The following is a 16,629-nucleotide window of genomic DNA, read 5'->3' as shown; positions in this document are numbered from 1 at the left end:
CAGGCCCTCGTACTGGACGTACTTGGATCTGTGCCTGGTGCGGTGAGAGTGCGTGCATGGCGTCGCGGGGCAGACGGGAATTTGACGACAGGGCCCAGGGCCTGTCCGGCGGACCCCAGGAGTGCGGGAGCCCGTGAAGCCGGGCTCGTAGGGCGCGGGCCATACGGTCCGCGTCCTCCGTTGTCACCCGCTCCGGCTCCGGACGGTCCAGGAGCCCGAAGATGCCCGGCCCACGGTGTGCGACGGACAGATCCGCCATGCGCGGCACGATGTGGAAGTGCACGTGCGCGAAGCCCTCGGACTGGCGAACTGGACGACGTAGGTCTTGAGGCAACCGGTCGCCCCGCGCAGCGCCCTGGAGAGCCTGACCTGCCACACCCCCAGGGCCCCGGCCTCGGCGTCGGTGAGGTCATGGACGGCCGTGACATGCCGTCGCGGCAGCAGCATCAGCCAGCCGGGCACCGCGGTGTTGACCGCTGTGAGCCACCCGCCAGTGCTCATCGGACACGACGCGTTCGCGGGGCGGAAGTTCGTCGAACCGTGCTTCCTGGCCGCAGGCGTAGCAGGGGGGAGTCGTCATGTCCCGGGATCGTAGAACGGACCTCAACCGCGGCACCAACGGTGACACTTCACGGTACAGATCACGGCACAGATCACGTACGGAGAGGAAGCCGTCATGGCTGTCATGCGCGCAGTGCGTCTGCACTTCCCCACCCACGAGCTGCGGGTCGAGGAGGTCGACCGGCCCACCCCCGGTGCGGGAGAGGTCCTGGTCAAGGTGGAAGCGGCCGGAGTGTGTCTGTCCGACGTCCACCTGATCTCCGGAGAACTCGGCGGCACACCCGCACTGTTGCGGGGCGACACGGTGACCCTGGGGCACGAGGTGGCCGGCACCGTCGCCGAGCCGGGTCCGGCCGCGGGCGGCTGGGAAGTCGGCGACCGCGTCGTCCTTCAGGCCGGCGAATACCGCGACGGGCGGGGCTGGACCCGTGGTGTCGACTACGACGGAGGCTGGGCCGAGTTCGCGCTCGCCCGGATCGACACCCTGGTGTCGCTCCCGGACTCGATCCCCTTCGAGCAGGGAGCGGTCATCCCCGACGCGGTCTCCACCCCGTGGGGCGCCATCACCGACACCGCCGGTGTCCGCCCCGGCCAGGCGGTCGGGGTCTGGGGCATCGGCGGTCTGGGCGCGCACGGGGTGCAGCTGCTGCGCATGGTGGGCGCCTGCCCCGTCATCGCCGTCGACCCCTCCCCCGCCGCCCGTGACCGCGCCCTGGCCTTCGGCGCGGACCTCGCCCTCGATCCGGCCGACCCCGGTCTGGCGGACAAGGTCGCCGCCGCCACCCGCGGGGCCGGTATCGAGGCCGCCTTCGACTTCGCCGGCGTCACCCCGGTGCGCGAGCAGGCCCTGTCCGTGCTGGCCGACGGCGGCAAGCTGATCCTCGTCGGGCTGAGCGGAAAGCCGGTCACCATCGCGGACAGCACCACCTTCAGTACCCGCGAGCTACGGCTCCTGGGCCACTTCGGCTCCGGCGCGAACGCGGTCGCGCAACTCATCCACCTCACCGAGAACGGGCGGCTGGACTTCTCCCGCTCCGTCTCGGACGTACTGCCCCTGGATCAGGCGGCCGAAGCCGTCGAACGGCTGGAGCACAAGAAGGGCGATCCGATCCGCCTGGTACTGCGCCCCTGAGGGTGCCGTTCGCACCGTCAGCACCGCCACCCCCTCCTGAGCGTCAGCCGCCCGCGGTGGAAATCACCGCGGGGGCCGCGCCAAGGGCGTCAAGGTGTCGAGCCCGGCGCCGACCACCCGCCATGCGCCGCGCGTCGAGCTCGAGCACGCGGTGAGTGAGGTCGTCCAGGTCGCCGCGGTGGGCGACCTCCTCGCGCGACCTGGGCTTCAGCGCGGGGCACGGACTCAGAAGTTGATCATGTGTCCGGCCAGGCCGTGCACGGCTTCCTTCACCGCTTCACCCAGGGTCGGGTGGGCGTGGACATTGCGGGCGACCTCGTGCACGGTCAGGTCCCACTGCTGCGCCAGCGTCAGCTCCGGGAGCAGCTCCGTCACGTCCGGACCGATCAGATGGCCACCGAGGAGCTCGCCGTACCTGGCGTCGCTGATCAGCTTCACGAAGCCGACCGTGTCACCCAGACCGTGTGACTTGCCGTTGGCCGTGAAGGGGAACTTGGCGACCTTGACGTCGTAGCCCCGCTCCTTCGCCTGCGCCTCGGTGTAGCCGAAACTGGCGATCTGCGGCTGGCAGTACGTGGCACGCGGGATCATCACATAGTCCAGCTCCATGGTCTCCGCGTCCGCGATCGTCTCGGCCGCGATGATCCCCATGGACTCGGCGTTGTGCGCGAGCATCAGCTTCGCGGTCACATCCCCGATCGCGTAGATGTGCGGTACGGACGTACGGCAGCGGCCGTCGACGTCGATCGCGCCGCGCTCGGTGACCCGTACACCCGTGGCCTCCAGGCCGTACCCGGTGACGTTCGGCGCGAAGCCGATCGCCTGGAGGACCTTGTCGGCCTCCAGTACCTTCTGCGCACCGTCTTTGCCGGTGACCGTCACCCGCACCTGCGGGCCCGACTCGTCGATCGACTCGACACGCGTCGAGGTGAGCACGTCGATGCCCAGCTTCCGGTACTGCTTGGCGAGTTCGGCGGAGACGTCCGCGTCCTCCAGCGGGGCGACCCGGTCCAGGAACTCGACGACCGTGACCTTCACGCCATAGTTGTGCAGGACGTACGCGAACTCGATGCCGATGGCCCCTGCGCCCGCGATCACGATGGAGCGCGGCAGGTCCTCGGCGAGGATCTGCTCCTCGTAGGTCACGACACGGTCGCTGCGCCGGGTACCGGGCAGCAACTTGGGGGTGGCACCGGTGGCGATGATGCAGTCGTCGAATCCGACCGTCTTCGTGGTGCCGTCGGCGAGGGCGACCTGGAGCGTGTGGGCGTCGACGAAGGTGCCGCGGCCGTCGATCTCGGTGATCGCGTTCTTCTTCATCAGGAAGTGGACGCCCTTGACACGGCCGTCCGCGACCCGGCGGCTGCGCCGGAACGCCTCGCCGTAGTCGAAGGAGACCTCGCCGTCGACCTTGATGCCGAACGTCTTCGCCTCCCGCGTGAAGATGTGCGCCAGCTCGGCATTGCGCAGCAGCGCCTTCGTGGGGATGCAGCCCACGTTCAGACACACACCACCCCAGTACCGCTCCTCGACGACCGCGACCCGCTTGCCGAGTTGCGCGGCACGGATGGCGGCGACGTAGCCGCCCGGTCCTGCTCCGAGTACGACCACGTCGAAGCGCTCGTCCATGAGTGGATCCTTCCGGTGAAGCCCGGCTCAGAGCCGGTCCAACATCCTCTGCACCATCTGACCCTGTGACCTTATGTCTTCAGTGCCGCTACGGCGCTTTTCGTGTCCGTGATGACATGCGCGTAGGTCGGACCGTTCAATTCGTGGGCGGCCCTCATGAGTTCGCTCGAGAACGCCGCTGTGGCGTCGGTCACCAGCGACACATGGAATCCGAGTTCCATCGCGTACTTGGCCGTGGTCTCGATGCAGGTGTTCGCGAGCAGTCCGATGACGATCACGTGGTCCACGCCGCGCTGGCGGAGGCGCATCTCCAGGTCCGTGTTGGCGAACCCGCTCTGGGCCCAGTGCTGTGCGACCACCGTGTCCGAGGGCTCGGGCCGCAGGGGCGGATACCAGTCCCCGCCGAACGCGTCCTGGGCGAAGAGCTGGTTCTTGTCCACGGCGCGTTGTGACGGGTTCGGATGGGACCAGGACTCGTACAGCCCCGGTGTCCAGCGGTGATGTGGCACATAGAACACCGGCACGTCGACCTCGCGAGCGGTGGACACCAGTTCGGACAGGTGGACCCGCAGGCCGACCTCCCGCGCGACCTCCGCGATGCGCGGCCAGAGCTTGCCCTCGTCGGCGAGGAAGTCGTTCAGCGGATCGACCAGCAGAACCCCCGTGCGGCGCCGGTCGTAGTCGTACACCGTCATAGCTGCCTGCCTTCCGTACGTCGCACTCCTGTGCGGGCGCGCCGGTCAGACGGGGAACAGCAGACAGCTGCTGGTCGTGTGCGCCAGCAGCCGGTCCCCGGAATCGAAGAGCTCGGCCTGCGCGAGGGCGGTACGACGTCCGCTGTTGAGGACGGTGCCCACGGCACGGACCTTGCCGGTGTCCACGGTGACCGGGCGCAGGAACTTCACATTCAGGTCGAGTGAGGTATACCCCATCCCCTGCGGCAGGACCGACTGCACCGCGCAGCCCGCCGCCGAATCGAGCAGGGTGGCGTACACCCCGCCGTGGACGCTTCCGATGGGGTTGTAGTGCTCCTCGCCCGGGACGAGGGCGAAGACGACCCGGCCGTGCTCGACCTCCTCGAGCGTCATCCCGAGGGTCGCCGAGATCGGCGGGGCAGGGAGCCGTCCGGCCTGCATCTCGCGGAGGAAGTCGAGACCGCTGTGCTGCCCGACGGCACCGGCGGAGACGGTGGGGTCCTCCCAGTCGTACGTGCGTGACCTGCCCATGCCGCTCCCTCGATGATCTGAATGTGGAATTCGAAGCTAGCCAGGACGAGGTCTGGATGTCAACGCCGAAGCCAGCCTACGATGGGAGGCATGACGTGGCTCGAGACAAGCACCGAGAACTGCACGGTCCAGCGGACTCTCGACCTGGTGGGCGAGAAGTGGTCACTGCTGGTCCTGCGGGATGCCATGAACGGCCTACGGCGCTTCGACGACTTCCGCCGGCACGTCGGGCTGTCCGAGAGCGTGCTCTCGGATCGGCTGCGGAAGCTCGTCGCGGCCGGGATCCTGGACACCGTGCCCTACAACGAGCCCGGCAGCCGCACCCGCCACGAGTACCGGCTCACCCGCAAGGGCTGGGAGCTGTGGCCGGCGATGATCGCCCTCAAGCAGTGGGGAGACCGCCATGCGGCGGATCCCGAGGGCCCGCCACTGGAGGTCACGCACGCCGGCTGCGGCGCGCCGGTCGAGACCGTGGTCGTTTGCTCCGCGGGACACGGCCCCCTCGTCCCGCCGGAGGCACGCACCCGCCCCGGTCCGTCGGCGAAGGCCTTGGACCTCAGCGCTCGCTAGAACTCCAACTGCAGATCGCTCTTGTGCTGGTGGCGCCTGTGCCCACCGCGGCTTGCGCGGCCTGCCCCAGCTGTCGTGCGGCCGGTTCCGGTCCTGGCCAGTGTCGCCGCGTCGAACTGGGTCTTGCTGATCACCGTTCCGATCCGCTGGGCACGCTCGGGCGCCTGCCCGTTGTGGATGACCACGAAGTGGGCGAGGCTCTCGAACAGCTCCTCACCAGCCACCGCGCGACCGGTCTTCCGATCGTTCGCCGTTGCCGTCAGGTGCAATCTCCTCGTGTGAGGTGGTGCATGGGCATCTACCTCCCGCCCTGATCGCCGAGCTCGGCTCATGGACGACCGGGAAGCGGGCTTGGATGGCCGCCCCCGAACGGGCTGGGGAGCCGGGGCCCAATGCCCGAAGCCGACCGGCCGCGGGAACTGCCCGCCCGGCTGCTCACCGATCCCGAGATGCTTCATGCGTGTCGGATACGGGACTTCGCCAGAGTCTTCCGGCTGGTGAGAACGAGAGCGGGCATCTACCCGTCGATGATCGCCAGGCGATGCGAGCTGACGCCCAGCGGAGTCGATGAAGTCATCGCGGGCCGACGCCAGTTGCTCCACATGGACGTCGTCGCCCTAAGAGTGCACCGGCCTCCGGATCGCGTCAGCCGCGTTCCTCCTCCTCGGCCTCCATGAGCCGGATCCCCCGATGCGTCAACATCACCATCGCGGGTGTGTTTCCCTGCGCCCAGTCGACGGTGATGAGCTCTTCGCCCACCAGATACGCGCACGCCGCGGCCAGATCCTGCTCAGGGACCCGGAGGTCGTCACGCAGCCTCGCGCCGGTGACGCCAAGGAGGCGATTGCCTTCCGTGGCCTCGTACAGCGTTTTCATGATCGCTTCGCGGTAGTTCTTCCGCTCGCGCAGTGTTGCCATGATTGCCGCCACTCGTGCCTGTCACCTCACTCTACTCCGGGCCTCGTCAGGAGAACCTGCGTTCTCCGCGAGCAGGCGGCACGGCCGGTCGGCAGCTGCCTGGCAGGAGGAGGGGTCATCCCTGTGCACCCGCTTTTCCTCCCCTTCCTCGGAATCCTGGTCCAGGACAGTCATGGAACTGCCGTGGAGGGCGTGTTCCGCTGCCATGAGCGCGCTCGCGGTCGTCGGAGGGCCGGCGCTGTCGCTCGCGGCGGCCATCAGGCGAGCGGCTGCCGGGGCGTTGGTCTCCGGTGGTACCACCAGCAGGTTCCAGCTGCCCGTGGTGTGGGACAGCAGCATGATCTTGTGGGGGTCCAGTTCCGTCGTGAACCAACCGACCCTCACCACGCGACCGTTGACGGGCACCCTGCTCGGGATGGCAGGCCAGTACGTCGCGTTGACGGCGATCCGGGTTATCCGTCCGGACAGGGGGTCCAGTACGTCGGCCAGGGCGGAGAGTTCGTGTGTCAAGTCCCGGGAGCGGGGCCACCAGGCACCGTCGAGAGGCCCTCGGAACGTGCTCACGGTCTTCAGCGCGAGGCGAGCGGTCGGAGCCCTGAAGGGCACGATCCGCAACGGGGGTCGGTCGGTGGTCGCGGACATCGCGCGCACCTGTCTCCCGGCCGCCGCTCGGGGCGGCCCGGTGTCGTCACTCGCCGAGAACGACACCGGCATGGCGGCCGGTGTGCGAAGTACTCTCGATGCCTCCACGCTACTCCCGCGGCACGCCGAACGGGCCTCGGCGAGACACCGGTTCCGAACGCCGCCCATCACGCACCGCGCCATCAGGCACCGCGCACCGCGCCATCAGGCACCGCCAGGCACCTCGCACTGCACCGCCAGGCACCGCGCACCGCGCCATCAGGTACCACGCACCGCGCCATTACGCACCGGGCCGGTCCGACCGCCATGCCCGTCACATGCCTGCCGCATGAATCGGCACGCGGTCGTCAGCGGCCCCCGCGGGGCGGTGCGAGGAGGTGCCGCGGGCGTCGTGTCCGCCTTCGGAGTCCCAGACCGCTTCCCGGGCCGAGTCCCATGCCGCGGCCTCGGCCTCGGTGGCGATGCGGAAGAGCTCGGCCTCCTGGATCAGGCCGCTTGCCGTGAGGCTGCGTGCGGGATCCGCGGCGGTGGTCATCAGCCGGGCGGCCGTGACGGCGTCGGTCTCGGGTGGGATCACCAGCAGGTCCCAGCGACCCGCGGTGTAGGACAGCAGCAGCAGTTTGTGCGGGTCCTGCTCGGCCTTGAACCAGCCGACCTTCACCACATGTCCCTGGACGGGCACCTTGCGGGGGATGACCGGCCAGAACGTGGGGTTCACGGTGACGTGGGTGATCCGCCCCCACAGCGGGTCCAAAACGGCGGTGAGCGCGGGAAGTTCGGCCGCCAGGTCGCGGGAGCGTGGCCACCATGCGCCGTCGATCAGGGCGGGGGCCGTGCCGGGTGGCGCCAGCTGCAGCCGGAGAGGTGGCGGTGAAGAAGAGAAGGTCCGGTCTTCGACCGCGGGCTTGTCGAACATGGTTGCGGTCATCACGCGAACCCTGCCCCGGGCCGGCCAGGACCGGCCCGGTGTCGTGAATCGCCGGGGACGGCACGGGCATCGAAGCCGGTGCACGAAGTACCCTCGGTATCTTCAGGATACTCCTGTCCGGGGTCCGATGGACGGTCACGATGGCGCGATTTCCACGGCGTGCCGGACGCGCATCGCCCGTTGCCCACCGTCATCGGATGGGGCGACGACCCGCGCGCCGGGACCATCGGGCGTACGCGATGGCCGCATCGGCTTGTTCCGGAGGGAGCCGTGCGACTTCAGTGCTCGCCGGGTCCCGGACCGGTCCGCGTCCCACGAGTACGGCTGTCGTCGCGAGGACGATCAGGACGGTGATCACCACGTTGCCCGCATGGCTTGAGGAGCGCCTTCGCGGTGCGACGCTGCCGGGGGCCGGGGCGGCACGTCGTATGCCAGACCTTCCGGCATCTCCTCAATAGGTGCCAAGTAGCCATCGATGTCCGGTAGTAGACGCATCTGTCGCGCCCTATCGGCAGTCTTCGGGCAGGACTACGCTGTGGGGTGAGGCCCCAGTCCCCGGTATCGATGCTGTGTTTTACTCCCCGGGAGGCCCGCTGTGTTCGCTCTTCTCATCGTCCTGATCGTGGTCTTGTTCGGCTTCGGTTTCCTCAATCCCATCTGGTGGGTCGCCGCGGCCGTGTTGGTCTTCGGAGCCACCCGTTACGGCCGCCGGGGCCGCGGCGGCGGGTCCGACTTCGGTGAGTACCAGGACTATCAGGACCGCCGGGAGCGTCAGGACCGCTGGGACCGCCGTTACAGCCGACAGCACCGAGCGCGCTGGAACCGCGAGGACCGGCGGGACCGCGAGCGCCGCGGGTGACGAACGCGTACGTCATGCCCTGTTCCGCTCGTCGTCCATGTGCTCTACGGTCAGAGCAAGGCAGGCGGGACTTCGTCCGTGTCAGGAATCGACGGAACCGGCAAGTCCCCCACCCAGGCTCCCAGCCCCCGAGTCGCAATCGAGGCCGGCCGGAGCCGCATCGCCGGAACACGCGGCTCCAGCTTCCGTCCTCCTGGCGTTTTCCACTCGGGGTGCTCCCGCCACCCCGCCGCCGCGGAGGGCAGTGCGCGAGGACACGATGGCCGGGGGGCCTCGCATCCTCGTGACCACGGCCGCCGCCGAACACCATCGGCGGCGGCCGTCCGGCCCGAAAAGCAGAGCCTGCGAACCACAGCGCGTGAACCACAGTCCGGGAGCTGCTGCTGACCGGTCGTGGCCTTGGTCAGGACCTCAGGCCCGGGAGGGCTTCGGAGTCGTCGATGAACGCGCGGGCCAGGTCGGACAGGCGCCGGTTGTGAGCACGGGCGTAACCGCGCAGTGTGGTGAAGGCCTGTTCCATGTCGATGCCCCGGCGTTCGGCGAGTTTTCCCTTGGCCTGTTCGATCAGGACGCGGCTGTTCAGCGCGCTCTGCAGTTGCTCGTTGAGGACGGTGCTGCGGTGCGCGGTGCGTTGTTGCAGCAGGCTGATGGTGGCGACGTCGGCCAGGGCCTGGGCGAGCGGCGTGGCGTCCGGCTCGAAGGGGCCCGGGGTGGCGTGGAAGAGGTTCAGGGCCCCGACGACCTCGTCCCGTAGACGCATCGGCAGGGCCTGGACCGCCCCGAACCCGCTGCGGTGGGCCGCCGCGACAAAGCGTGGCCAGCGGTCGGCCTCCCCGCTCAGGTGGGCGACGATCACCGGGGCGCCGGTGCGGAAACAGTCCAGGCAGGGCCCTTCGTCGTTCTGCAGCTGGAAGAGTTCCAGCAGGCGCACCTGTTCGTCGGAGGCGGCCATGACGTGGAGTTCGCCGTCGCGGTCCGCGAGCAGCACGCCTGCGGCACTCGCGCCGAGCATGCCCACACAGCGGTCGGCCAGCAGGCGCAGGAAATCGATCAGGTCGAAGTCGGCGACCAGGTTGTCCGCCAGCTCGACGAAGGTCTTGGCCAGGAGTCGCTGATTCATCGTGCACACCCTCCGTCGAGACTGATCCCGGCCCGGATGAAGGGACGGGAAGTGCAACTCACGTGTTTGTCCGGTTCCTTCGCTCGGCTTCTTGGTTCGGTTTCGCGGCCCGGCAAAGCTGTCAGGCTTCATCGTCCGTCCGATCCGTGTCCGCGCCCGGGGGGAACGTGAGCCGGTGGGCGACCACGTCTGTGGCCACCGTGGCAAGGCGGCGTCCTCTGGCGTAGGCGTAGGCGCGCAGGCGGACGAAGGCTTCTTCGGCACCGACTCCGAGCTGGGCCGTGAGCATGCCCGTGGCCTGGTCGATCTCCGTCCGGTACGCGCCCAGGTCCTCGTATCGTCCGTCCGCCGGCCATCCGCCGGCCAGGTCCTCCTCGCCGTCGATCCGGGAGTCGAGCAGGACCAGAGCCGCCGTGTCGGCGAAAGCCAACGCGTCGGCCAGCTCCTCCGCGTTCAACCTGCCCGAAACTTGGGAGTACAGGTCCAGAACTCCGGGGCTGATCGCACCCATTTGCAGAGGGAAGGCGTAGACGGCGCGTGCCCCGGCTTCCAGGGCCGCGTCGGCGAACACGGCCCAGCGGTCCTGCACTTCGGCGGCGAGCAGATCGGGCGTCAGTACGGCCGAACCCTGTGTGAAGGCATCCACGCAAGGCCCCTCGCCCAAGGTGAGCTGGAGCTCCTCCAGCTGCTCGCTGACATCGTCGGTGCTGCACAACGGATGGCTTGCCGCGGATCTGGACATCGCGGAAAGTCCGGCCCCGCCGACCGGCAGTGCGGCCACCGCCGCGGTGCACACGTCCACCACGCCGACCCGGGCACCCCGCCGGGCCGCCTGCTCGGCGACCAGTACCTGGATCCGGTCCAACCGGTCGTCGGACCTCACCCGGGCCGCCGTATCCGGGCTTCGTGCGCAAGACCCTCCAGCCTTGCCGTGGTCCGTTCCCCGAGGGGGAGCACCAGCGCACGGAACGTGGTGGGGCTCGTCGGCCTCCGAACCTCTCCGATGTCCAGCCATCCCGAGGAGTGGAGCGAGTCGAGAGTCGGGCGGTCGGCCTGATCCACCAAGGTGGCGCCGAGGGTTGCCTGGTGGTCGGTCAGCAGCTTCTCCTGCAGTCGGTGGGCCAGTTTCTGGTCCTGTGGGTGCGGGCGGACCAGGGTGTCGCTGATCGCGAAGACACTGCTGGACTTGGTGATCCGCTCAACGGTGCGTGGCAGCACACCGTCGAAACCGAGCCACCAGCGGCCGTCGCTGAGTACGGGGAATCCGAAGGCGCACCCCGTCAGACTGTCCGTCTCCGCGATCACCATGGCGAATCCCGGGCGGCGGATGTGGCCCGTCAGATGATTCAGGAAGTCCTGGCGGCTGGGACGGCGGTAGGCCTTTGCGGATCCCGTTGCGCAGGAGTCCTCGTACAGATTCCCCAGATCCTCGCGGATGTCCTCCACGAGCCATCGGTTCACCCGGCGCAACCGCACCGCGGCCGCTCCCGGATCCGCTCTGAGGTCCGCTCCGGAGTTCACGCCGGGCTTCTCGTTTCCACAGGGCTGCCGTGACCGTCTCTGATGGGGCCGAGCCATCACACCGCACCGCCCGACAGGACAGGTACAGGAGGAACAGGCGGCACGGACCGATGTGGCGGGACGGGAGCGGTAGTGACCAGGGCGTACCCAGGAGGTGGCGACAGCTGCCCGAACGGGACGCCCAGGAGCAGGAATTCGCAGCCGGCGATGTCGAGCATGAGGACCAGTGTCCGCGGCGGATGGTGCAGTCGCAGCGTCCCCCCGGCCGCGGTGATGCGCTGTGAGGCGTGGAGGAAGGCGTTGAGGCCGCTGCAGTCGCAGAAGGTGACGAGGGTGAGGTCGACGTCGATGGTGCGGATGCCGTCGCGCAGACACCGTTCCAGTGATGCGCGTACCAGGGGCACCGTGTCCAGGTCGATCTCACCGGCCGGCGTGATCAGTGCCCGTTTCCTTCGGTCGTGACGGTAGACGGTGAGCGGTGAAAGGGGCATGACGCCTCGGTTCGGAAGACCGTCCGGCAGGGGAGTCGGTGGTGCCGGGATGCCGGCACCGTCGGCCCACTCCCGGCAGTGGAGTACATTCGGCGGAGGTCGGGCAACAACCGACTGGCCGGCCTGCGCGGCAGGACTGCGGACCCACCCGGTTCCCTCCAGGGATGCGCCGGGCGACGGGCGAAGGGCCCGCTCCCCGTGGCGATCCGTGCTCGGCAACGACATGCCGCCGGGGTCTGGGACGTCTGTGGAGCAGCGTAGCCCTCGCGCGGTGCGACGGACGGTCCGAGTGGCCCAATCCCAGCATGTGGACGGTATTGAGGTGTGGTGGCGTGCGCATGTCCTGTGCACCGCACGGTGTTTGGGAGTTCAACCTCGCAGAGATCCGATCCCGGTGAGCACCGCACCGTGCGTGCACATGCCGCGGTCGCCTTCGTACGATCCGGACACGCGAGCGGGCGTGCGGGATCGACCACCGCCAGGTTCTGTCATGCGGCGATGACGACATGGCAGGCGCCGAGGAGGGCCCCGGCCGTGGGCCGCCCGCCGCTGGGGGGCGACCATGACGTCACGGTCGCCGTGGAGGACGGGGTCGGTGTCGTGACATCTCGGAGTTCCGCGGTCCGGTCGCCGGACTTCCGGAAGGTGTCGGTCTGTCGCGCCGTGTCCTGCCGGGGCGATGGCCTTGTCCTCGGCACGGGCGATCATGCCGCCCATGGACATGGCGACCAGTTGCGCGCTCGCCACACCGAGGTGGTCGAGCAGGCCGGTGGTGTCCTGGGCCAGGTCGCCGCGATCCTCGTGGACCGACCGGCGTCACGGTTGTCGAAGCGGATGACGGAGAAGCCCCGGCCGACGCAGCCGTCGATCGTCGCCGTGCGTCCGGTGGCACAGGGTGATGTCGCGTCCTACGGGAGCTGAGCGGTCGTCGCTCATGCAGACGTCTCGGCCTTCGCTTGGCGTGCGGCGGAGGCGAAGCGCAGGTTGTCGTCCTCGACGGGGCCGCCGCGCAGGAGTTTGACGTCGGAGTGGTAGTTCATCGACATGAGCCAGGGAAAGGAGAGTCCTTGACGCGGCATCACGTGGAGGGACCGCTTGACGTATCCGGCGCCGAAGTCGAGCAGCGGACGGGTCGGCATGGCCGGGTCGGGGAGCTCGGGGCAGCAGATGTCCGTGCCGGTGGCGTCCATGTGTCCGAGCAGCCGGGTGAAGTGCTCGCACAGCAGGCCCACCTTGAGCGTCCACGAGGAGTTGGTGTAGCCGATCGCGAAGGCGAAGTTCGGTACGCCGCTCAGCATCATGCCCTTGAAGGCCACCTTGTCGGCGAAGTCGACGGGTTCACCGTCCACGGAGAGCGCCATCCCGCCGAACAACTGCACGTTCAACCCGGTGGCGGTGACGATGATGTCGGCGTCGAGCTCACGACCGGACTCGAGCCGGATGCCGGTCTCGGTGAACGTCGCGATCCGGTCGGTGACGACCGAGGCCGTTCCCTTCTTGAGCACCTTGAACAGGTCCGCGTCGGGGACCGTGCACAGCCGCTGGTCCCAGGGGTCGTAGGGCGGGTTGAAGTGCTCGTCCACGGGATAACCGGCCGGCAGTTGCCTGATGTTCACGGCGCGGATGAGACGTCGCACGACCCGCGGGTGACGTCGCGAGGTCCGCCAGACGAGGCGCTGCACGGCGATGTTCTTGCGCCGGGTGAGCCGGTAGGCGAGGCCGGCCGGCAACACCTTGCGCAGCGTGTTCGCGATCACGTCCTTCGACGCGACCGGAAGGATATAGGTGGGCGAACGCTGGAGCATGGTGACGTGGCCGGCCGTGTCTGCCAGCGCCGGAATCAGCGTGACGGCCGTCGCACCGCTGCCGATCACCACGATCTTCTTGCCCGCGCAGTCCAGGTCCTCCGGCCAGTGCTGCGGGTGCACGATCTGTCCGGCGAACCGCTCCCGGCCCTCGAACCGGGGGGTGAACCCTTCGTCGTAGCGGTAGTAACCACCGGCGCAGAACAGCCAGTTCGCGGTCATCGACACCGTCTCGCCGGTGTCGGCGCGCTCGACCTCCACCGTCCAGCGGGCCTCGGCGGTGGACCAGGCCGCGCCGCGCACCCTGTGGTGGTAGCGGATGTGCGCTTCGATGCCGCTCTCCCCCGCGGTCTCCCGCAGGTAGTCGAGGATCAGATCGGCGGTGGCGATCGACTTGTCGTTGCGCCACGGCTTGAAGGCGTAGCCGAAGGTGTGCAGGTCGGAGTCCGACCGGACGCCCGGATAGCGGAACAGCGCCCATGTGCCGCCGGAGACACCGCGGGCCTCCAGGACCGCGTAGCTGCTGCCGGGCCGCTCGGTCTGCAGGTAGTGGGCAGCGCCGATGCCGGAGATGCCGGCGCCGATGATCAGCACGTCGATGTGCTCGCTCTGACGGGTCATGTGCGGGGACTCCGTTGATGAGGCGTTCGCTGGGTGGTGCCTCGATGATGACCTCACATACCAGCCAGTACGGTGTGGCAGTTCGCACCTTCATCGGATAAGACCAGTGCATTTTGCACCACTGCGGCTAGCGTGCGGACATGACCTGGCAGCACCCATCCGAACGGACATGCGATCCGCTTCGGCAGGGTGCGGAGATCGCACTCAACAGTCTGCAGGAGTGGCTCGACGACATCGACGAGGCGACCTTGGCGGCGGTGACCAGGCGAGCCATCGCGCAAGACCCCGCCCTGCGCGCCGCCACACGGCGGATCAACCGCGCCCACCTGGCGTTCTGGGCGTCGGAGACCGCGCGCGACCCCGGTGCGCCCGTACCCGCGTACGTCGGCCCGGACAGTCTCAGCCACGCCCGCGACCTGGTGCGCCGCGGGCTCGACGAATCGGCCCTCGACTCCTACCGCGTCGGACAGAACGCGGCCTGGCGGCGCTGGATGCAGACCGCCTTCACCCTGACCTCCGACCCCGGCGAACTGCGCGAGCTGCTCGATGTGTCGGCGCGCTCCGTCTCGGGATTCCTCGACGCCACGATCGTCGACATCGCCGCACGCATGGCCGCCGAACGCGAAGAGCTGAGGGCCGCGGCAAGTACACCGGGGACGACGCGCCCTGCCGGGGGAAGTACGTCTCCGGCGACACCGACGACGTACAGCGGAAGATCGACACGGCGGGTGAGCGGCTGTCCGAAGCGATGGCCGAGGTGAAGCGCCGTGCCCCGAAGGCCCGCGTGTACGTCGTGGGATACCCGGCGATCCTGCCGGCGGGTGGCTCCGGCTGCGCCGCCGACCTGACCCTCGCACCCGGTGACGCGACCTACCTCCACGACAAGGAACAGCAGCTCAACGCCGAGCTGCGCAAGCGAGCGCAGGAAGCCGGGGCCGGATACGTCGACACGTACAAGCCCTCCGTCGGCCGTGACGCCTGCTCGGGCAGGGACACCCGCTGGATCGAGCCGCTGCTGCCCAGCCTTCCCGCCGCCCCGATGCATCCCGACGAGCGCGGCGCACGCGGCATCGCCGACGCGGTGCTGCACACGGTCGGCACTCCGCGGTGAGCGCCTCCGACGCGTCCGGCCGGTCGCGGTACGGGCCGAGGCGGCCAAAGAGAGCCGGCGGTCGGGCCCGGTGAGGATGCGGGCGTCGGGGGACCATGCCACCGGTGGACGGTCCAGGAGGTCCTCGCCGCGCGCCTCGAACTCACGGCCTGGCCGTCGGCCGGCGGCCGACGCTGGTCCTGGCGCGAAGAACAGACGCTGGTCCTGGCACGGAGAACAGACGCTGGTCCTGGCGCGAAGAACAGAGGAGCACCAGCTTCCCGAGGTCGGCCGCGGGACCAACTCGGTTGAGCACAGGCACAGTTCAGCATGCCGGTCCGGAGCGGGCATCGGCACCCCGAGGAGGAGACATGCGCTCATGAGCGTGTGCGGGCACGGCCGTCGTACTTTGGCCGGTCGCGGCCGGGAGACCGAGCACCATGGTGAGACCGCCGCCGGGGGTGTCCTCGGCGGCGAGGGTGCCGCCCATCGCCTCGGCGAAACCGCGGGCGACCGCGAGGCCGAGGCCGACGCCCGCGCCGCGGGGAGCGTCACCGTAGCGCTGGAAAGGTTCGAAGATGCGGTCCTTGGCCTCGTCGGGGACACCGGGACCACGGTCCACCACCCGTACCTCCACCCGGTCGGCCATGGCGCTCGCCGCGACCAGGACCGGTGCGCCCGCCGGGCTGTACTTCACCGCGTTCTCCACGAGGTTGGCGACCGAGCGTTCCAGCAGACCGGGGTCGACGACGACCATCGGCAGCGTCTCGGGGATGTCCAGCTCCACGATGGCCTCCGGTATGCCGCCCAGCGCCATCGGCACCACCTCGTCCAGGTCGATCTCCCGCACGATCGGGGTGACGGTCCCGGTCTGCAGGCGCGACATGTCCAGCAGGTTGCCCACGAGGTGGTCCAGGCGGTCGGCACCCTCCTCTATGCCCTCCAGCAGCTCGGCCCGGTCCTCCTCCGACCACGCCACGTCGTCCGACCGCAGCGAGGAGACCGCGGCCTTGATCCCGGCCAGCGGGGTACGCAGGTCGTGGCTGACGGCGGCGAGCAGCGCGGTGCGGATGCGGTTGCCCTCGGCCAGCGCACTGGACTGGTCGGCCTGGGACTGCAGCCGCTGCCGGTCCAGGACCACCGCGGCCTGGGCGGCGAAGGCGGCCAGCACCCGGCGGTCCTCCGCCGGCAGGACCCGTCCGGACAGCGCGAGCGCCATCCGGTCCCCCACCGGCATGTCCACGTCCGCGTCCTCCGGCCGCTCCAACGTTCTCCCCGTGCCCACCCGGCCCGCGCAGGTCCACGGCGTCACGTCGCTCTCCCGTTCCAGGAGCGCGACCGACTCCATGCCGAAGGTCTCCCGGACCCGCTCCAGCAGGGCCTCCAGGCTGGTCTCGCCGCGCAGCACACTGCCCGCGAGGAAGGAGAGGATCTCCGACTCGGCGCGCAGCCGGGCCGCCTGGTGCGTACGCCGGGCGGCGAGGTCCACGACGGAGGCCACGGAGACGGCGACCCC

19 protein-coding genes and 1 pseudogene are annotated in these 16,629 nt (G+C 69.4%); 7 read left to right on the top strand and 13 right to left on the bottom strand.

Annotated features, from left to right (window positions below):
- Nucleotides 1-676 precede the first annotated feature (676 nt).
- The gene (locus ABZ656_RS48910) at nucleotides 677-1,693 is read left to right on the top strand and encodes a zinc-binding dehydrogenase (RefSeq protein ID WP_360277876.1); all 1,017 of its coding nucleotides are present in this window, start codon (nucleotides 677-679) and stop codon (nucleotides 1,691-1,693) included.
- Between the two features lie 225 nt (nucleotides 1,694-1,918).
- On the opposite strand, the gene lpdA is transcribed toward ABZ656_RS48910, so the two are convergent.
- The 3 genes from lpdA to ABZ656_RS48895 all read right to left on the bottom strand — a co-directional run bounded on the left by lpdA (nucleotide 1,919) and on the right by ABZ656_RS48895 (nucleotide 4,548).
- On the bottom strand, nucleotides 1,919-3,322 hold the full coding sequence (lpdA, locus tag ABZ656_RS48905; protein ID WP_101407350.1) for a dihydrolipoyl dehydrogenase: 1,404 nt from the start codon (nucleotides 3,320-3,322) through the stop codon (nucleotides 1,919-1,921).
- A 71-nt stretch (nucleotides 3,323-3,393) separates the two neighbouring features.
- Nucleotides 3,394-4,017, bottom strand: coding sequence for an isochorismatase family cysteine hydrolase (locus ABZ656_RS48900; RefSeq protein WP_101407351.1), 624 nt, complete (start codon nucleotides 4,015-4,017; stop codon nucleotides 3,394-3,396).
- Between the two features lie 45 nt (nucleotides 4,018-4,062).
- Entirely contained in the window at nucleotides 4,063-4,548 is a 486-nt protein-coding gene (locus ABZ656_RS48895) for a PaaI family thioesterase (protein WP_101407352.1), read from the bottom strand.
- Nucleotides 4,549-4,638: 90 nt separating this feature from the next.
- Here ABZ656_RS48895 and ABZ656_RS48890 point away from each other — a divergent pair, with 90 nt between their 5' ends.
- Nucleotides 4,639-5,118, top strand: a complete 480-nt coding sequence (locus ABZ656_RS48890) for a helix-turn-helix domain-containing protein (RefSeq protein WP_360277872.1) — start codon at nucleotides 4,639-4,641, stop codon at nucleotides 5,116-5,118.
- Here ABZ656_RS48890 and ABZ656_RS48885 read toward each other — a convergent pair.
- Nucleotides 5,115-5,342, bottom strand: a complete 228-nt coding sequence (locus tag ABZ656_RS48885; protein ID WP_180362425.1) for a hypothetical protein — start codon at nucleotides 5,340-5,342, stop codon at nucleotides 5,115-5,117. The two genes, ABZ656_RS48890 and ABZ656_RS48885, sit on opposite strands and share 4 nt — an antisense overlap.
- A 168-nt stretch (nucleotides 5,343-5,510) precedes the next feature.
- Here ABZ656_RS48885 and ABZ656_RS48880 point away from each other — a divergent pair.
- Nucleotides 5,511-5,732 (top strand): annotated as a pseudogene (locus tag ABZ656_RS48880) (hypothetical protein); the annotation flags it as partial.
- A 31-nt stretch (nucleotides 5,733-5,763) separates the two neighbouring features.
- Here ABZ656_RS48880 and ABZ656_RS48875 read toward each other — a convergent pair.
- The 3 genes from ABZ656_RS48875 to ABZ656_RS48865 all read right to left on the bottom strand — a co-directional run bounded on the left by ABZ656_RS48875 (nucleotide 5,764) and on the right by ABZ656_RS48865 (nucleotide 7,606).
- Complete coding sequence (locus ABZ656_RS48875; RefSeq protein WP_101407354.1) at nucleotides 5,764-6,036, bottom strand: hypothetical protein; 273 nt, start codon at nucleotides 6,034-6,036, stop codon at nucleotides 5,764-5,766.
- A 21-nt stretch (nucleotides 6,037-6,057) separates the two neighbouring features.
- Entirely contained in the window at nucleotides 6,058-6,678 is a 621-nt protein-coding gene (locus ABZ656_RS48870; protein ID WP_129592388.1) for a DUF5994 family protein, read from the bottom strand.
- A 313-nt stretch (nucleotides 6,679-6,991) separates the two neighbouring features.
- Complete coding sequence (locus ABZ656_RS48865) at nucleotides 6,992-7,606, bottom strand: DUF5994 family protein (protein ID WP_101407356.1); 615 nt, start codon at nucleotides 7,604-7,606, stop codon at nucleotides 6,992-6,994.
- A gap of 595 nt (nucleotides 7,607-8,201) precedes the next feature.
- On the opposite strand from ABZ656_RS48865, the gene ABZ656_RS48860 reads away from it, so the two are divergent.
- Nucleotides 8,202-8,465 carry a hypothetical protein gene (locus tag ABZ656_RS48860; RefSeq protein ID WP_101407357.1) on the top strand — a complete coding sequence of 88 codons (264 nt, stop codon included), beginning with the start codon at nucleotides 8,202-8,204 and terminating at the stop codon, nucleotides 8,463-8,465.
- Nucleotides 8,466-8,868: 403 nt separating this feature from the next.
- On the opposite strand, the gene ABZ656_RS48855 is transcribed toward ABZ656_RS48860, so the two are convergent.
- The 4 genes from ABZ656_RS48855 to ABZ656_RS48840 all read right to left on the bottom strand — a co-directional run bounded on the left by ABZ656_RS48855 (nucleotide 8,869) and on the right by ABZ656_RS48840 (nucleotide 11,597).
- Nucleotides 8,869-9,585 carry a GAF and ANTAR domain-containing protein gene (locus tag ABZ656_RS48855; RefSeq protein ID WP_101407358.1) on the bottom strand — a complete coding sequence of 239 codons (717 nt, stop codon included), beginning with the start codon at nucleotides 9,583-9,585 and terminating at the stop codon, nucleotides 8,869-8,871.
- Between the two features lie 121 nt (nucleotides 9,586-9,706).
- Nucleotides 9,707-10,468 carry a GAF and ANTAR domain-containing protein gene (locus ABZ656_RS48850; protein ID WP_360277867.1) on the bottom strand — a complete coding sequence of 254 codons (762 nt, stop codon included), beginning with the start codon at nucleotides 10,466-10,468 and terminating at the stop codon, nucleotides 9,707-9,709.
- Nucleotides 10,465-11,106, bottom strand: a complete 642-nt coding sequence (locus tag ABZ656_RS48845; protein ID WP_360277864.1) for a hypothetical protein — start codon at nucleotides 11,104-11,106, stop codon at nucleotides 10,465-10,467. Before ABZ656_RS48845 ends, ABZ656_RS48850 begins: the two co-directional genes overlap by 4 nt.
- Nucleotides 11,107-11,162: 56 nt before the next feature.
- Nucleotides 11,163-11,597: an STAS domain-containing protein gene (locus tag ABZ656_RS48840; RefSeq protein WP_360277861.1), complete on the bottom strand. Its 435-nt coding sequence runs from the start codon at nucleotides 11,595-11,597 to the stop codon at nucleotides 11,163-11,165.
- Between the two features lie 498 nt (nucleotides 11,598-12,095).
- Between ABZ656_RS48840 and ABZ656_RS48835 the strand changes: the two genes are divergently transcribed.
- Nucleotides 12,096-12,518 carry a hypothetical protein gene (locus tag ABZ656_RS48835; RefSeq protein WP_360277858.1) on the top strand — a complete coding sequence of 141 codons (423 nt, stop codon included), beginning with the start codon at nucleotides 12,096-12,098 and terminating at the stop codon, nucleotides 12,516-12,518.
- A gap of 11 nt (nucleotides 12,519-12,529) precedes the next feature.
- Here the strand turns inward: ABZ656_RS48835 and ABZ656_RS48830 are convergent, their stop codons facing one another.
- Nucleotides 12,530-14,023, bottom strand: a complete 1,494-nt coding sequence (locus ABZ656_RS48830) for an NAD(P)/FAD-dependent oxidoreductase (protein ID WP_360277855.1) — start codon at nucleotides 14,021-14,023, stop codon at nucleotides 12,530-12,532.
- A gap of 140 nt (nucleotides 14,024-14,163) precedes the next feature.
- Between ABZ656_RS48830 and ABZ656_RS48825 the strand changes: the two genes are divergently transcribed.
- Both ABZ656_RS48825 and ABZ656_RS48820 read left to right on the top strand, forming a co-directional pair.
- The gene (locus ABZ656_RS48825; RefSeq protein WP_360277852.1) at nucleotides 14,164-14,784 is read left to right on the top strand and encodes a hypothetical protein; all 621 of its coding nucleotides are present in this window, start codon (nucleotides 14,164-14,166) and stop codon (nucleotides 14,782-14,784) included.
- Nucleotides 14,772-15,134 carry a GDSL-type esterase/lipase family protein gene (locus tag ABZ656_RS48820; RefSeq protein ID WP_360277849.1) on the top strand — a complete coding sequence of 121 codons (363 nt, stop codon included), beginning with the start codon at nucleotides 14,772-14,774 and terminating at the stop codon, nucleotides 15,132-15,134. Before ABZ656_RS48825 ends, ABZ656_RS48820 begins: the two co-directional genes overlap by 13 nt.
- Before the next feature lie 304 nt (nucleotides 15,135-15,438).
- Here ABZ656_RS48820 and ABZ656_RS48815 read toward each other — a convergent pair.
- Nucleotides 15,439-16,629, bottom strand: a 1,191-nt coding sequence (locus ABZ656_RS48815) for an ATP-binding protein (RefSeq protein ID WP_360277846.1), incomplete at its 5' end; no start/stop codon positions are given.

This window comes from Streptomyces sp. NPDC007095, assembly GCF_040634475.1.
GTDB lineage: Bacteria > Actinomycetota > Actinomycetes > Streptomycetales > Streptomycetaceae > Streptomyces.
Note: the sequence above shows the minus strand (reverse complement) of the source record. Positions and strands in the feature narration are given on the sequence as shown.

What these genes read in the sequence shown, in the direction of transcription:
- ABZ656_RS48910 (WP_360277876.1), top strand. Translation starts at nt 677, where the DNA reads ATGGCTGTCATGCGCGCAGTGCGTCTGCACTTCCCCACCCACGAGCTG.
- lpdA (WP_101407350.1), bottom strand. Translation starts at nt 3,322, where the DNA reads ATGGACGAGCGCTTCGACGTGGTCGTACTCGGAGCAGGACCGGGCGGC.
- ABZ656_RS48900 (WP_101407351.1), bottom strand. Translation starts at nt 4,017, where the DNA reads ATGACGGTGTACGACTACGACCGGCGCCGCACGGGGGTTCTGCTGGTC.
- ABZ656_RS48895 (WP_101407352.1), bottom strand. Translation starts at nt 4,548, where the DNA reads ATGGGCAGGTCACGCACGTACGACTGGGAGGACCCCACCGTCTCCGCC.
- ABZ656_RS48890 (WP_360277872.1), top strand. Translation starts at nt 4,639, where the DNA reads ATGACGTGGCTCGAGACAAGCACCGAGAACTGCACGGTCCAGCGGACT.
- ABZ656_RS48875 (WP_101407354.1), bottom strand. Translation starts at nt 6,036, where the DNA reads ATGGCAACACTGCGCGAGCGGAAGAACTACCGCGAAGCGATCATGAAA.
- ABZ656_RS48870 (WP_129592388.1), bottom strand. Translation starts at nt 6,678, where the DNA reads ATGTCCGCGACCACCGACCGACCCCCGTTGCGGATCGTGCCCTTCAGG.
- ABZ656_RS48865 (WP_101407356.1), bottom strand. Translation starts at nt 7,606, where the DNA reads ATGACCGCAACCATGTTCGACAAGCCCGCGGTCGAAGACCGGACCTTC.
- ABZ656_RS48855 (WP_101407358.1), bottom strand. Translation starts at nt 9,585, where the DNA reads ATGAATCAGCGACTCCTGGCCAAGACCTTCGTCGAGCTGGCGGACAAC.
- ABZ656_RS48840 (WP_360277861.1), bottom strand. Translation starts at nt 11,597, where the DNA reads ATGCCCCTTTCACCGCTCACCGTCTACCGTCACGACCGAAGGAAACGG.
- ABZ656_RS48835 (WP_360277858.1), top strand. Translation starts at nt 12,096, where the DNA reads ATGACGACATGGCAGGCGCCGAGGAGGGCCCCGGCCGTGGGCCGCCCG.
- ABZ656_RS48830 (WP_360277855.1), bottom strand. Translation starts at nt 14,023, where the DNA reads ATGACCCGTCAGAGCGAGCACATCGACGTGCTGATCATCGGCGCCGGC.
- ABZ656_RS48825 (WP_360277852.1), top strand. Translation starts at nt 14,164, where the DNA reads ATGACCTGGCAGCACCCATCCGAACGGACATGCGATCCGCTTCGGCAG.
- ABZ656_RS48820 (WP_360277849.1), top strand. Translation starts at nt 14,772, where the DNA reads ATGGCCGAGGTGAAGCGCCGTGCCCCGAAGGCCCGCGTGTACGTCGTG.